The organism is Ruegeria sp. CE9, assembly GCF_056537425.1.
Genome location: NZ_JBQFRO010000003.1, coordinates 325,512 through 339,072, shown reverse-complemented (window position 1 = coordinate 339,072; position 13,561 = coordinate 325,512). Strand labels below are relative to the sequence as shown.

General features: G+C 59.3%; 13 protein-coding genes. 10 read left to right on the top strand and 3 right to left on the bottom strand.

Annotated elements, in window-relative coordinates; all coding sequences use genetic code 11:
* Nucleotides 1–400 precede the first annotated feature (400 nt).
* Nucleotides 401–1,162, top strand: coding sequence for a phosphorylase family protein (locus tag ACR0B3_RS08775; RefSeq protein WP_480808722.1), 762 nt, complete (start codon nucleotides 401–403; stop codon nucleotides 1,160–1,162).
* A 16-nt stretch (nucleotides 1,163–1,178) separates the two neighbouring features.
* Here the strand turns inward: ACR0B3_RS08775 and ACR0B3_RS08770 are convergent, their stop codons facing one another.
* Genes ACR0B3_RS08770 through ACR0B3_RS08760 form a run of 3 tightly spaced genes read right to left on the bottom strand, consistent with a single transcriptional unit; the run spans nucleotide 1,179 to nucleotide 4,392 of the window.
* A complete protein-coding gene (locus tag ACR0B3_RS08770; protein ID WP_480808721.1) occupies nucleotides 1,179–2,858 on the bottom strand; it encodes an acetate--CoA ligase in 1,680 nt (559 codons plus the stop codon).
* On the bottom strand, nucleotides 2,855–3,226 hold the full coding sequence (locus ACR0B3_RS08765) for a Zn-ribbon domain-containing OB-fold protein (RefSeq protein WP_480808720.1): 372 nt from the start codon (nucleotides 3,224–3,226) through the stop codon (nucleotides 2,855–2,857). The genes ACR0B3_RS08770 and ACR0B3_RS08765 overlap by 4 nt, the downstream gene beginning before the upstream one ends.
* Nucleotides 3,223–4,392, bottom strand: a complete 1,170-nt coding sequence (locus tag ACR0B3_RS08760; protein WP_480808719.1) for a thiolase family protein — start codon at nucleotides 4,390–4,392, stop codon at nucleotides 3,223–3,225. The genes ACR0B3_RS08765 and ACR0B3_RS08760 overlap by 4 nt, the downstream gene beginning before the upstream one ends.
* An 84-nt stretch (nucleotides 4,393–4,476) precedes the next feature.
* Here ACR0B3_RS08760 and ACR0B3_RS08755 point away from each other — a divergent pair, with 84 nt between their 5' ends.
* The 9 genes from ACR0B3_RS08755 to ACR0B3_RS08715 all read left to right on the top strand — a co-directional run bounded on the left by ACR0B3_RS08755 (nucleotide 4,477) and on the right by ACR0B3_RS08715 (nucleotide 13,539).
* Entirely contained in the window at nucleotides 4,477–5,622 is a 1,146-nt protein-coding gene (locus ACR0B3_RS08755) for an MFS transporter (RefSeq protein WP_480808718.1), read from the top strand.
* A gap of 64 nt (nucleotides 5,623–5,686) precedes the next feature.
* Entirely contained in the window at nucleotides 5,687–6,532 is an 846-nt protein-coding gene (locus ACR0B3_RS08750) for a sugar phosphate isomerase/epimerase family protein (RefSeq protein ID WP_480808717.1), read from the top strand.
* On the top strand, nucleotides 6,522–7,052 hold the full coding sequence (locus tag ACR0B3_RS08745) for a DAK2 domain-containing protein (RefSeq protein WP_480808716.1): 531 nt from the start codon (nucleotides 6,522–6,524) through the stop codon (nucleotides 7,050–7,052). Before ACR0B3_RS08750 ends, ACR0B3_RS08745 begins: the two co-directional genes overlap by 11 nt.
* The gene (locus tag ACR0B3_RS08740) at nucleotides 7,049–8,071 is read left to right on the top strand and encodes a dihydroxyacetone kinase subunit DhaK (protein WP_480808715.1); all 1,023 of its coding nucleotides are present in this window, start codon (nucleotides 7,049–7,051) and stop codon (nucleotides 8,069–8,071) included. Before ACR0B3_RS08745 ends, ACR0B3_RS08740 begins: the two co-directional genes overlap by 4 nt.
* Nucleotides 8,068–8,964: a tagatose 1,6-diphosphate aldolase gene (locus ACR0B3_RS08735; protein WP_480808714.1), complete on the top strand. Its 897-nt coding sequence runs from the start codon at nucleotides 8,068–8,070 to the stop codon at nucleotides 8,962–8,964. Before ACR0B3_RS08740 ends, ACR0B3_RS08735 begins: the two co-directional genes overlap by 4 nt.
* Nucleotides 8,961–9,689: a GntR family transcriptional regulator gene (locus ACR0B3_RS08730; protein ID WP_480808713.1), complete on the top strand. Its 729-nt coding sequence runs from the start codon at nucleotides 8,961–8,963 to the stop codon at nucleotides 9,687–9,689. The genes ACR0B3_RS08735 and ACR0B3_RS08730 overlap by 4 nt, the downstream gene beginning before the upstream one ends.
* 16 nt (nucleotides 9,690–9,705) lie before the next feature.
* The gene (locus ACR0B3_RS08725) at nucleotides 9,706–11,130 is read left to right on the top strand and encodes an L-fucose/L-arabinose isomerase family protein (RefSeq protein WP_480808712.1); all 1,425 of its coding nucleotides are present in this window, start codon (nucleotides 9,706–9,708) and stop codon (nucleotides 11,128–11,130) included.
* Nucleotides 11,127–12,170: an ABC transporter ATP-binding protein gene (locus ACR0B3_RS08720; RefSeq protein WP_480808711.1), complete on the top strand. Its 1,044-nt coding sequence runs from the start codon at nucleotides 11,127–11,129 to the stop codon at nucleotides 12,168–12,170. Before ACR0B3_RS08725 ends, ACR0B3_RS08720 begins: the two co-directional genes overlap by 4 nt.
* A gap of 25 nt (nucleotides 12,171–12,195) precedes the next feature.
* The gene (locus ACR0B3_RS08715; RefSeq protein WP_480808710.1) at nucleotides 12,196–13,539 is read left to right on the top strand and encodes an ABC transporter substrate-binding protein; all 1,344 of its coding nucleotides are present in this window, start codon (nucleotides 12,196–12,198) and stop codon (nucleotides 13,537–13,539) included.
* The last annotated feature ends 22 nt before the right edge of the window (nucleotides 13,540–13,561 follow it).

The following is a 13,561-nucleotide window of genomic DNA, read 5'->3' as shown; positions in this document are numbered from 1 at the left end:
TAGACCTTTGTTTTCGAGATTTGATCAAGAACTTCGGTCGGCCTTTAGCCGACATTCAGCACGGCATGGAAATTCTGCAGTCGCAGCACGCATAGCCGCCATGCGCCGCTAACCCGCAATACACTGAAAGATAGCTTAATCAGCATCATAGAAAAAGCCGAGTTCACACAGGGTATTTTAAGCCCAGAGTACGTTTGGAAGCTCGACCAATGATACCAAACGGGTGCAAATAAATAATAATCTTAAGCTAGCACTGTCATGAGGTAAGGAAGTATGGTCGCTTTTGCGTGGACCATCTACTTGAGCTTCTGGCCAGATCTTCGCTAAAATCGGATATCTGTTGTGACGGTAAAGCTCTACCGGTAACGCTGGATAACTTTTAAGGCGGGGTATCCGTTTTTTGGCGATTTTGGATTTTGATAGGTCAGTTTGGGAAAATGCGCTGGGACGTTCACTTGGTAATGTTCCGCATGTATTGATCCTTGAAGGGACATGGTGGCGGGCGCAAGCATGTGAGAACCGGCTGGGGCGGCTCAATGACGTTGAAGAGTTGCCTTTTCCCGATATATTCACGGGTACTTTTGGGGGCGCGCGAGTAGCTTATTGCTGTGCGTACGGTGCCGCTCGGGCTGTCGAACCAAGCCAGATTTTTGCGCAGCTTGGCACCTCCTTGATCATCCAGATCGGTACCTGCGGTGTTATGACGCCTGGAATTCCAGCGGGTGCTGTAACTGTCCCGCGCCACGCGAAGGCGCGCGATGGAGTTTCGCAATATTACGGCGCAGGCGACGAGGTCGAGTTCGATGCGGACTGGTGCACACGGGCTGATGCGATTTTGCGAGAGGCAAATTGCAATGTCCTGAGCACACGCCACGTAACCTGGCCCAGTCTCTTTGCACAAAGCGAAGAGATCTGTTCCGGCTGGGCGCATGAGGGGTTGCAAACGGTGGATATGGAAGCCAGCGCCGTAGCAGCCGTCGCGGCACGGTACGGTTGCGCCAGTTTGGCCCTTCTTTGCACATGGGATCTGCTGTCGGACGGTCGCACCTTTCTGGACCCGCTGCCAGATCACAGTCAGGCAGAACTTAAGCATGCAAACACCGCCACTTTTGACGCAGCTTTGCAGCTTGCCTTGGAGGTCGCACGTAGAGGCCTGAAATAGAGGTGACCAGCGCCTGCTATTCCGACTGAGGGCTAGTGGGATTCCTCCGCGCCTCTTCAGCCTCGCGCAAAGCGCGGCGGCTAATCTTGCCAGAAGACGTCATCTTGAACTCGCTGACGAATTCGACCTCGCGGGGCGCTTTGTAGCCCGCAAGGCGGGTTTTCACGTGCTTCTTCAACGCATCCGCCAACGCCTCATCCGCCGTTACATATACACGGGGCTTAACCACCGCTTTGACAATCGACCCTCGGTCCGCGTCTGGTTTGGCAATCACAGCAACCTCTGCCACGCCGGGATGCGAAAGAAGGCATTCCTCGATTTCCGCAGGTCCGATCCGAAAGCCCGAAGACTTGATCAAATCGTCGGATCGTCCCTTGTACCAGAAATACCCTTCCGCATCGCGCACGGCGAGGTCATGAGTGCGCCAGTAAGATCCCAGTTTCATCTCTTGGGTCTTTTCCGTGTTGTTGAAGTAGCCAAGGAACTGGGTTGGTGAACCCAGAGGCGTCACAACTTCACCCGGTTCGCCATCGGCAACCTCCTGCCCGTCGCCATCCACCAGCAGGACCTGATGGCCGGGATAGGCCCGGCCCATCGATCCCGGCTTGCGCGCAAAAAGCGCGGCGCAATTTCCAATCAGATGGTTGACCTCGGTCATGCCGTAGAACTCGTTACAGACCACACCCAGCCGCGTTTCCGCCCATGTAAGGGTTTCAGACGCCAGTGCCTCGCCCCCGGTGCAGATCACGCGCAGGGCCAGATCAAAGTCGTCCCTTGGGGCCGGATGCTGCGCCAGCCGTTTGATCGCGGTCGGGGCCAGAAAGGTATGCGTGACCTTGTGGCGAGCCATGAAGCCATAGGCATAGTCCGCCGTAAACCGTTCCAATGACGTGGCGACGGGACGCCCGGCCATCCAGGCGGGAAACAGCATATCCAGAAGGCCACCGACCCAGGCCCAATCGGATGGCGACCAGAACACGGCATCAGGGTCGTCCAGCGACAGGTTGAAGAACAGGTTGATCGACGGTGTATAGGCGGCAAGAACCCGATGCCCGTGCATGATCCCCTTGGGCTTGCCGGTCGAACCTGAGGTGTACATCAGCAGCGCGGGATCATCCGCGCCGCCGAACTCTGGTTCAAAAGCGTCGGGCACATTACGCATTGCTGCATCCAGATCGATGTCGCTTGGGCCCGGATCACGCATCAGCACATGGGCCAGATGCGGAAAGGCCTCATCGCGCAAAGGCTCCCATGCGGATCGGCTGGTCAGGATCACCCGGGCCTGACAGTCATTCAACGCATGGGCCAGTGTGTCAGGCCCGTAAAGCTGCGACAGCGTGACCGCGATCGCACCGATTTTGGCAATCGCCATGTGACCGATCGCCGTGTCGGGATGTTGGCCCGTGTGCAATGCCACCGGGTCGCCCTTACCATAGCCAAGCGCGCGCAGAGCGGCGGCAAGACCCGTGGCCGCGACGTCCACCTCGGCAAAGCTTATCCTTAAGGTGATGCCGTCGGGCGCTTCGTAGATGATCGCAGCCTGGTCCCTGTCATTGGGTCCCAGAAACCGGCCGACTGTCGCGCGATAGATGTTGTAATCCGCAGGCCAGGTGATCTTGTGTCCGCCGTCCTTGATTGGTGCCAGATGAAGGGCAGCCAACTGACCCGGGTCCAGGGATTGCAAATAGTCGCTCATATGTCCGGCTCCGGTTCAAGCTGCAGGATAGGCGGGCCCTCGGGGCACGCGCGCAAACGCCCCTGCGTCGCATCGGGTGGCAGTTCCGCGCTTCGCAGCACGGTTGCGCGATGTGCGCCCTCAAATCTGACCATGGCAAAATCACCATCCGTGCCCGAGGTCCGCCATTGGATCACAGCCCGCCCCGACAAAGTGACCCAGCCATCCGACGGCGTTCGGCAATCAGGGCAGACCCGCAGGGGTGGGAATTGCGCAACGCCGCATGCTTTGCAATGCGATGCGACGGCTTTGCCCTGCCGCATCCCGTCGACCCACGGGGCAAGCCATCCTTCGGCCAGGGAATACTCAAGCGACACCTGATGTTTCATGCCTGCCCCCCTGCCTGCAGCACGGTCACGGCGCAAATTGTGCCGACGCCGCCATGCGTGTCGGCCAAGGCATGGCCCGGCGGACGCTCTGGTTGCAGCCCCTTATGATATCGGCCCTCCAACATCAGTGCACATGTGGCGGCTTGTCCGACCCCGGTTGCCCCCACAGGCGCACCTTGCCCTAGCAGCCCGCCGGAAAGGTTAATCGGGCACGCTCCCTCCGCATCAAACCGGCCATCCCACAGATCCGCGATCGGGTTCCCAGACAGGCCAAGCGCCGCAATCGCTTGCAACTCAGCGCCTGCATAGGCGTCATAAACCTCTGCTAGATCAATATCCGAGGCACCGATGCCCGCCATTTGAAACGCACGGTTTGCCGCAAGCGATTTGGCCTCGAACCGACCCGGAGATTTGCGATGGCCCAGACCGGGCAAATCGGATGCGGCCCCGATCCCGATGATCGATGGCGTACGGGTTTGCCGCGCGGCAGGTGCTGCTTCGGGCGCAGACAGGATCAGCACCGCCGCTCCGTCACTGAGAGGCGAGCAATGCAGGCGTTTGTACGGCGATGCTATCACCGCTGAACTTTCAAACTCGTCCGCCGTGTGTTTTCGAGGCAAATGCGCACCGGGATTTTCACAGGCGTTCAGACGGTTCTTTGTAGCGACGCGGTCCAGATCGGCCCCTGCAGCACCATATTCGGCCGCAAAGGCCTGCCAGGACAAGGCATAGAGGCCTGTGGCAGTGACGCCCGAAAGGCCATCGGTCCAGAAATCGAAAGAATAACCATAAAGCTCCCGAATGCTGTCGCCGCTCAACGCACTGGCTGATGGATCCACGCCCAAAACAGCGACCCTCTGCGCCCGTCCGGACAGGATGCGTTCCACACCCGCGTGAACCGCGTATTGACCCGAGCCTCCACCGCCCTCAACCCGCAGCGTCGCCGCGCCGCATAGGCCAAGGTCCTGTATAAGAACAGATGCCGGGTTGAGTTGGAGCGTGAAAAAATCGCTTTCCGAAGAAACGATCAGTGCGTCAATATCGCCTGGCTCCAGCGCGGCCATCTCCAGTGCATCACTGAACGCCTGCGCGGCCCAATCGCGAAAGCCCGACCCGTCGCGCCGCCGGTTGAAGGGCGTCAATGCTGCACCGATGACCAGAACCAATAGGTGATCCTCCCTGGTGGAAGATTGACTCAGTAAATTTGTTCATACAAGTCTGTAATAGCAAATTGTTGAAAGGGCCGCGCGTTGACGACTCGGAATGTCCATTGGCTTAGCCAGGCCCTGCCGGTTTTGGGATGTTTTGGCGGCGGCAGTCTTTATGGCTGGTCCGGCCTGTTGCCCGCCGTTCAAAGCGCGTTTGACGTCGGCAACGCGTCGGCATCCATGGTGTTCTCGTTTGCGCTGGTCAGCTTTACGTTTGGTGTTCTGATCGGCCCGGCCCTGTTGGCCAACCTGCCAACGCGCGCGCACTTGCCTGCTATCGCAGGCTTGGCGGCTGCAAGCCTGACGCTGTCGGTGCAGGCGCAAGCTTTTGAGGCGTTTGTGCTGGGCTATGGCATCGGCTTTGGGTTTGCCGCGGGGGCGCTCTACAATCATGCACTTGCCATTGCGGCAGCTTCGCGACTGCCAAAGCTCCTTGTTCCCGTCAGCGTCGCCTCGTTCGGATTGGGCGGCGTTGTCTTTGGCCCCATGAATGTCTGGCTGACCGGGCTGGGCTGGTCGCTAAACGCGTTGCTGCCTGTGTTGGGGTGCATGGTTCCTGTCGCTGCAGTTTCGTCACTGACAAAACCCGCGTTCAGCGCCAATACGATCCGCACAACCGCGCAGTCAGGAGTCATCAAACCAAACCGCGTGATCCTTATGCTTTGGGCTATCTTCGCCACCAGTTCCTGCGCCGGTCTGATTGTTCTGGGCCTTGCCCCAAAACTGCTGCCATCTGGCGCACAGGGTGCTGGAATGGCGGTTTTCGGTGTTGCAACGGGCAATACGCTGGGGCGTCTTTCGGCCGCCGGTGTTGCAACCCGCTTTGGGCCGCTGCACGGCTTTGTCGGTGCGGTGCTGCTGTCAATGGCGGCTTTGTCGGCTTTGCTGGTGCCTGGCGTTTCAGAGATGCTGATGACGGTGCTGATTTTTCTGGTGGCCCTGTCCTATGGCCAGATCGCCGCACAAATTCCTTTGTTGGTGTCCGCACGGGTTCCAGCCTCGGCGTTTTCGGGTGCATTTGGCTGGGTTTTCACCGGGTGGGGCGTTGCCGGCCTGCTGGGGCCATGGAGCGCGGGCTGGCTGTTCGACCAGACTGGCGATATGCGGCTGACCCTTCTGGCGTGCATCGGTTTTTTGTTTCTCAGCCTGCTGCTGATCACACGACTGGCTGCAACAGACCACGGCTAGCGATCTGTTGACATGATCAATTTGTTACTACTAATGTGACTGCAACACTGGGGGAGGAGTTGGCGTGAAGTTCGGTATCCATTCGGGACTGTGGATGAAGGCCTGGACCGACGATCCGGACCCGATCTTCGAAACTGTTGCGCAAATCGGCTACGACATTGTCGAACTGTCGCTGCTTGGTGTGGGCCTTGATCGTGCCGACACGATCCGGGCAAAGGCCGATGACTGCGGGTTGACCGTGACGTGTTCCACGGGCCTCGGGACGGATGCGGACCCGACCTCGGAAGACCCGGATGTCCGTGACAACGCGGTTACCGTCCTGACCGATGCGATCCGAACGACGGCGCGATTGGGCTCCCAAAGCCTTGCTGGTGTGGTTGCCGCACCTTGGGGCGTTTTCGATCCCGCCAACAAACCCGCCCGCGCGGCCCGGTCAGCGGAAACTCTGGCGCGTGTTGCCCCGGTTCTGCAAGCCGAGGGTGTTTTCCTCGGAATCGAGGCGCTCAACCGGTTCGAAAGCGACCTGACCTCGACCGCGGCAGAGACCTGCGCCATAGCCCGCGCGACAGGATCGGATCACATCGGCGTACTGCTCGACAGTTTCCACATGAATATCGAGGAGAAAGACCCACCCGCCGCCATCCGCGCGGCCGGCGACACGCTGGTGCACTATCATGTGTCGGACAATGACCGGGGCCAGCCGGGGTCGGGCCGCTATGATTTTCCCGCTGATGCGCAGGCGTTGAAAGACATCGGGTACAAGGGCTGTATCGTTGCCGAAATGTTCGTGATGGCCGGACATGCGTCAAGCCGCGATCTCAACATCTGGCGTGATATCGAGCCCGACCCGACCCGCGCCGCGGTGAACACACTGGCCTATCTGAAAAAGGTCTTTGGCGATGTCAGCTGACCGTTTCTTTCAGCTGCTCCAGGCCCGTTATGCCCGTGAAGCCGACCATCTCAACGCGCTGGATGCGGCCATCGGGGACGGCGATCACGGCACGACCATGCTGCGCGGTCTGACAAAGGCAGCGATGGTAGCGGATGGCAAACGCGCCAAAGCTTTCATGCGGGCCTCGGGCGGGGCATCGGGCACACTATTCGGCCTGATCCTGCTTGAGATCGAGGCACATCTGGACACGGGCGCCCCCCTGAACCTGGCGCGGGCATGCGACCGGATTTGTGACTTGGGAGACGTGGCCCCCGGTGACAAAAGCATGGTCGACGCTCTGTCCCCGGCACTTGCCGCGCAAGGCAGCGGAGTGGCGGCAATGATCTCTGCCGCGACAGTGGGACGTGATGCCACTGTGGATATGTCCGCCCGCAGGGGCCGTGCGCAATATGTCGAAAACGCTGGGCGCGGGCATATGGATCCCGGTGCGGCCTCGGTTGTGATTTTTCTGGAGACCCTTGCAGAGGTGTCGGCATGAAAAAATTGTTCAACAGCCCTGAGACGATGGTCGACGATATGCTGGACGGCTTTGTCAGCGCCTTTCCCCAGGTGCAGCGCGGCCAGAGCGATCCGCGCGTGATCATTCGTGGACCGGTAGATCGCAAGAATGCCGATGAAAAGGTTACACTGCTGATCGGCAACGGCTCGGGTCATGAACCGATTGCCATGGGTTTTGTCGGGGCTGGGTTGCTGGATGCCAATGTCGTGGGCGATGTTTTTGCTGCACCGTCTGCGGATCTGATCCTGGATGGGATTTCCGAAGTGACCGGAAAAGCGGGTTCAATCCTGCTGATCTCGCAGCATTCCGGCGACATGATCAACGGGCGCGCCGCCACCATGATGGCCGAGGATTTGGGCATCCGCAGCCTGCCCTTACCGATGTATGACGACATTTCCGCAGCACCGCCCGAGCGCAAACAGGACCGGCGCGGCGCCCCGGGAACGATGTTCATCTACAAAATTCTGGGCGCCGCGGCCGAAGACGGCCAACCGCTCGAAGCGTTGATGGCCCTTGGCAAAGCCGTGCGCGACCGGCTTGTGACGCTGGCTGCGGCGATCACGCCGCCCGTGTCGCCCCTGACGGGGAAACCTATGTTCCAATTGCCCGAGGACGAGATTTTCCTGGGCATGGGCGTTCATGGCGAACCCGGGGTCGGGCGCGTCAAAACCGGCCCTGTGCGCAATCTGGTCCGGCAGATGGTTGACGCTCTGCTGGCCGACCGCCCCATGCAAAAGGACGTGCAGGTCTGCGTGATCGTCAACGGAATGGGCGGCACCACCTTGATGGAACAGCTGACCGTATGGGAGGAAACCCGCACCGCGCTGGCCGAACACGGCATTCGCGTGATTGCGCCGATGATCGGCAGCTATGTCACAACCCAGGAAATGGGCGGATTCTCGATTTCCTTCCTGGAACCCACGGACGAGATGTTGCGGTATTGGCTGGCGCCCTCCGACACGCCATTTTTCCCGCAGATCAGGATGGAGGCCACATGAGTATCTTCGATGGTCCTGTTTTTGGTGTCGCCGTTGATCAGGGCAGTGGGCTCGAGGCTGCCCTGCACGAGGCCCGCGGTGCTGACGCACGTCCTGATGATTTATTGGACTTCAAACGCATCACCGTTGAAACGCTCAGCCCGTTTGCCACAACGATGCTGGTCGATGCCTCGCTGGGCCGAGAGTTATTGCCCTCTTTTGACGCGAACTGCGTCAAGATGCTGGCCTATGAGGCGGACGTGTATCACATCTCGGATGATGACCGGATGACCAAATTGCCGGATAACCTGAGCGTTGCTGAATATCCCACTCTGGGTGCTGAGATATTGAAGTTTTTTCTCTACTACGGACCAAACGATCCGGCAGACCTGAACCAGCGCAAGCAGGATCTGGTGGCGCAGATCGGGGCTGAGTGTCGCGAACACGGGGTGACCTTTCTGTACGAACCGCTCGTTTATGATCGCGACATACCCGACAGCGGCTCTGCCGAATATGCGATTGCCAAACCAAGGCTCGTCGGATCGGCCATCCGAACATTTGCCGCACCGGAATTCAATATCGATGTCCTGAAGGTCGAAATCCCAATCAACATCGCGAAAATCGGCTCCACCATGTCCCAAGCCGAAGCCATGGCAGCCTTCCGCGAAGCCGCCGCAGCGGCGGGTGATATCCCGCTTTTATACCTCAGCGCAGGGGTCACATTTGAGCAATTCCGCGACGCGCTGACCTTGTCACGCAAGGCGGGCGTAAATGCCAAGGGCTTTATGTGCGGGCGCGCAATCTGGAGCGATGCAATCGCCATTTTTGGCGCAGAAGGCCCTGCCGCGATGGCCCGATGGATGCGGTCAACCGGCCGTGAACGTCTGGATGCACTGAAGGACGCGCTGGCATGATGGACGTTGTGAAATACAAGCAGGTCCACGATGAGATCCTGAACCGGCTTCAAACCGGACAATATGCCATCGGCATGCGGCTGCCCACCGAAAGCGAGCTGTCTAACGCCTTTGGCGTCAGTCGGGTCACCATCCGCAAGGCGTTGGAAATTCTGGTTCGTGACGGATACCTCACGTCGCGCCAGGGCAGCGGATACAACGTCGCGACGTTGTCGCCGCCAACCTCGACCTGCCTTGTATCGTTCACCGACAAGGTTCTGCGCGAAGGCCGTGTGCCCGGCGCGCGGCTGCTGCGCCTTGAGGTCCAGGCCGACACCGTGCCGCCTGCCGTCAGAGAATTCTTCAATGAGCCGCTGGCTCTGGTTGAACGGCTGCGTACAATCGATGACGTGCCAGGAATGCTGACCCAGACATGGATACCCAGTCGGCTGGTGCCGCATATCTCGGCCGATCATTTCCCGGAAACCGGGCAGAGCCAGTCCATTCTCAGAATATTGCAGCAGGTTTTTGATCTGGCCTGGACCAGTGCGTGCGAAACGTTGGACAGCCTGCTTGCCGAACCGGCAATTGCCGAGTTGCTGAACATACCCGCCGGTACCCCGATTCTGTCACAGGCCTGTACTGCCTTTGACGCCGACGGGGCCCCGGTTTTCTTTGATCAGGTGTTCCGTCAGGGACCCATCAGTTTTGATCTGGCCGGGGCTGCCCCGCGCCAGACCGCATAGTGGAAGGGCGATACGCATGTCGCTGACAATCGGTCTGATAAACGCCTCATTGCCAAGCTACTTCCCCGTCAAGCACGGCGTGTTCGAGGCTTGCTCTGATTGGCTTAGGAAATTTTCCGCCTCTTACGGTACCTCGGTGGTGGTGGCCGAAACCATCCCTATGAACGGGGTCGAAGCCCGCAAGGCGGTGGATGAGTTGCGCGCGAAAGGCGCGGATTTCCTGCTGCTTTTGCACGGGGGCTTCACTATGGGTGACGTGGTGCGGGAAGTGGCGCGGGAAAACCTGCCCATGGGGGTCTGGGCCACGCCCGAACCCACGCTGACCGAGGACATACAGCTTAACAATTTTGTATCGCTGAACATGTCGATGTCGATCCTGCGCGGTGTGCGGGACACGCGTAAATTCCCGGTGCAATGGTATCTGGGCGCTCCCGACGAAGAACATCTGGAACTGCGTATGGGTCAAACCATCCGCGCGTTGAGTGCGCGCAAGGCTTTAGATGGTGTGCGCATCGGCGTTGTCGGCGGATTGGCCATGACCTTCTACAATATGGAGGTTTCATCCGACACATTGCTCCGCCAGCTTGGCGTCTGGACCGAACATGTGGATATCCACCGCATGACAGATCTGATGGCTACGCAATCCGACGGGGATGTGGCCGCAGAGTTGTCAGCCATGACCAAAGCTGCCGAAGTGCGCGGGGTTTCGGATGATCAGATGACCCTGACCGCCCGGGCGGTGTTGGCCTTACGGCAAATCGCAGCAGAGGGCGGCTATGATGCGCTTACCGTGTCCGACTGGCCCGCCTTGCAGGATCATCCCGGAATGCATCCCGGTGCGACCTTCAGCTGGCTTGAGGAAAATGATGCGCTACCCATCGCGTCGGAGGGCGATGTTCTGGGTGCCGTCACCCAGCTGGTGGTCAAGTCCTTGACTGGTCGGGTGGGTTGTTTGCTGGACATGACCTCACCCGATTTCGACCGCGACCAGATCCTGATGTGGCATGGTGGTGGTGGGCCGCTTTACATGGCGGACAAAGGGGTTGCGTGGATCAACCACCCGATGATCGGGCGCGGCACCGAGGCCGGGCCAATTCACGGTGCCATCGCGGATTACGAGTTTGCCTATGGCGAGTGCACGATCCTGCGCGTTTCGCGCCACGGTACGGCGCGTTTTGCGCTGGAAGGCGCAGTGGCCGAAGGCCCCGCACCGGGCTTTACCGGGTGCCGCGGCTGGATCGGTGATTTTTCTGACGCAAAGGGCACCTGGTCAGCCCGCGACGTGGTGACCACGGTTCTGGAACACGGGCTCGAACATCACTTCATCCTTATCCTCGGTCGTCACCGCGCCGTTTTCGAGGAATTCGCCCAATGGTGCGGCATGACCGCGCTGCCGATAATTCCGTCCCATGACGGCCTGCCGCAAGGAGCTGACGTTTGACGGCCGTTCACCTCAAAGGTGTCCGCAAGGACTATGGCAGTTTCACCGCCATTTCCCATATCGATCTCGATATCTCGTCCGGCGAGCTGGTGGCTCTGCTGGGCCCGTCTGGCTGCGGTAAAACCACGACGCTGCGGATGATTGCAGGGTTGGAAATCCCGACCGCTGGGCAAATATGCTTTGACGGCAAGGATGTCTCCGAAGTGCCGGTGCAAAACCGCAATGTCGGCATGGTTTTCCAGCGCTACGCCCTGTTTCCTCATATGTCCGTGGAAAAGAACATTCTGTTCGGGCTCAAGGTGCGCGGAACCGACAAGGCCGAGGCCGAAGACCGGTTGGAGCAAATTCTGGACGTCGTGCAACTTCAGCAATTCCGCCATCGATTTCCGGCGCAGCTGTCGGGCGGGCAGATGCAGCGCGTGGCCATCGCGCGTACGTTGATTACCAACCCGTCGGTCCTGATGATGGACGAACCGTTGGCAAATCTCGACACCAAGCTGCGTGGCGAAATGCGTCGCTTTATTCGGAACCTGCAGCAGCGGCTGGGAATAACGACAATTTTTGTGACCCATGATCAAATCGAGGCCATGGAACTTGCCGACCGGGTTGCCGTGATCTTCGATGGCAATCTGGCCCAATTTGACGAGCCGGATGCCTTGTACAAGCACCCCAAAAGCGTTGAGGTTGCTGATTTCATGGGGGCCACAAACGTCTTTGCCGCGCAGATCAAGGACAAGACCGCAACGCTGGATTTTGCCGTGCTGAGCTTTGAAGCCCCATCGCAGAATGGCACTAGCACAGTCATGTTACGCAGCGAGGCGATCGACCTGCATCTGGATGAACCAACGGATATGCAAAACGTCTTTCGGGGCACGATCGCGACCCGAGATTTCTTTGGCGCCAATATCACTTACGGGGTCACCTGCGGCCAAGAGACTGTTCAGGTCACCGAACAATCCCGCCGCATTATCGATTTAGGGCAAGACGTCTGGCTGACCATCCCGCCCGAGCGGATCTGGGTCATTCAGGAATGCATTTAAGGGAAAGAAATCAGAGGAGGAGACCATGAAGAAAACACTTCTTACGTTATCCCTGCTTGGAGGGTTGGTAGCCAGTGCATCCTATGCGCAAGATGTCGAGGCGTTCCGTGACGCCGTGACATCCGGCTCTGCGACTTGGGAGGATATTCAGGCCCGCGCCAAGGAAGAGGGTGAAATCAACCTCTACTATTGGGGTGGCAGCGATCAGATCAACATCTGGATGGATCGTTTCGCCGCGCCGGGGCTTGAGGCCGAGGGCGTCAAGCTCAACCCGGTTCGCATCACTGGCACCAAGGACGCGGTTGACCTGGTTCTGGCCGAACTCGGCTCGGGCAAGGGTCTGGGCCAAGGCAGCGTTGATGCGATCTGGGTGAACGGGGAGAACTTTGCCACGCTCAAACGCCAGAACGCCCTGTTCGGGGCCTTTGCGGACAAGCTGCCAAACAGCGCGAATATCGAGTGGAATGCCGATGACCCGCGCGCGTTGCTGAACCTACGCGACTTTGGTGTCGAAACCAACGCGTCCGAGATGCCGTGGTCAGGCCAGCAATATGTGTGCTCGGTCAATACCACGCGGGTCGCGGAAGGTGACATCCCAAGCACGTTTGCGGACCTCAAAGGGTATCTTGAGGCAAATCCCGGCAAGTTCGCCTATGTGAAGCCGCCCCATTTCATCGGCAACACTTTCGTTCAGGCCGCGATCTATGCGCATAACCCGGACGGCAATGGTGCGGTTCCGTTCCAGAATTCGGTTGAAGATCTGGGCGCCGCAGAGCTGGCGCGGCTGATCACGCCGGGCATGGAATACCTCAAGGAACTGGACGGAATGTTGTTGGGGGCGTCAGGAAGCGGCGCAAGATATCCTGAAGACCCGTCGGCCCTGAACGGCTTGTTCCTGAACGGCGAGATCGATTTCTCATGCCAATTCGGCCTTTACGGCGTCGCAATCGGTTTGCGGGACGGTACTTACCCTGAGGGGGCGGAACAGTTTATCTTTCCCGAAGGCAACATGATCAAGAACAAGAACTATCTTGTCATCCCCGCGAACGCGCCAAACCCGGCCGCCGCGCTGGTCATGGCCAACTACATGGCCTCGGTCGAGGCTCAGGCGTCCAAGCTTGAGGTGGCTGGTATGCCTCCTGGCATCGACCCCTGGCGTTTGTCCGATGACGACGTTGCTAAGCTGACCGCAGCCTCACCCGGGTTTGTCGGCATCACGCAGCAGGAGTTGGACGCAAACACCGCGCCCGACACCAATGCAACGCTGGTTGATGTGATCGAGGCCACATGGCTGGAGTACATCGAACGCAAAAGCACGGACTCGATTGATGTGATCGTGGAACGTGCGGTTGCCAACCTGAACCAGTGACACCCAACCAGAGCCCCCGCGC

Coding starts and splice junctions, on each gene's coding strand:
- ACR0B3_RS08740 (WP_480808715.1), top strand. CDS start 7,049: ATGAAAAAATTGTTCAACAGCCCTGAGACGATGGTCGACGATATGCTG.
- ACR0B3_RS08745 (WP_480808716.1), top strand. CDS start 6,522: ATGTCAGCTGACCGTTTCTTTCAGCTGCTCCAGGCCCGTTATGCCCGT.
- ACR0B3_RS08735 (WP_480808714.1), top strand. CDS start 8,068: ATGAGTATCTTCGATGGTCCTGTTTTTGGTGTCGCCGTTGATCAGGGC.
- ACR0B3_RS08725 (WP_480808712.1), top strand. CDS start 9,706: ATGTCGCTGACAATCGGTCTGATAAACGCCTCATTGCCAAGCTACTTC.
- ACR0B3_RS08730 (WP_480808713.1), top strand. CDS start 8,961: ATGATGGACGTTGTGAAATACAAGCAGGTCCACGATGAGATCCTGAAC.
- ACR0B3_RS08765 (WP_480808720.1), bottom strand. CDS start 3,226: ATGAAACATCAGGTGTCGCTTGAGTATTCCCTGGCCGAAGGATGGCTT.
- ACR0B3_RS08715 (WP_480808710.1), top strand. CDS start 12,196: ATGAAGAAAACACTTCTTACGTTATCCCTGCTTGGAGGGTTGGTAGCC.
- ACR0B3_RS08770 (WP_480808721.1), bottom strand. CDS start 2,858: ATGAGCGACTATTTGCAATCCCTGGACCCGGGTCAGTTGGCTGCCCTT.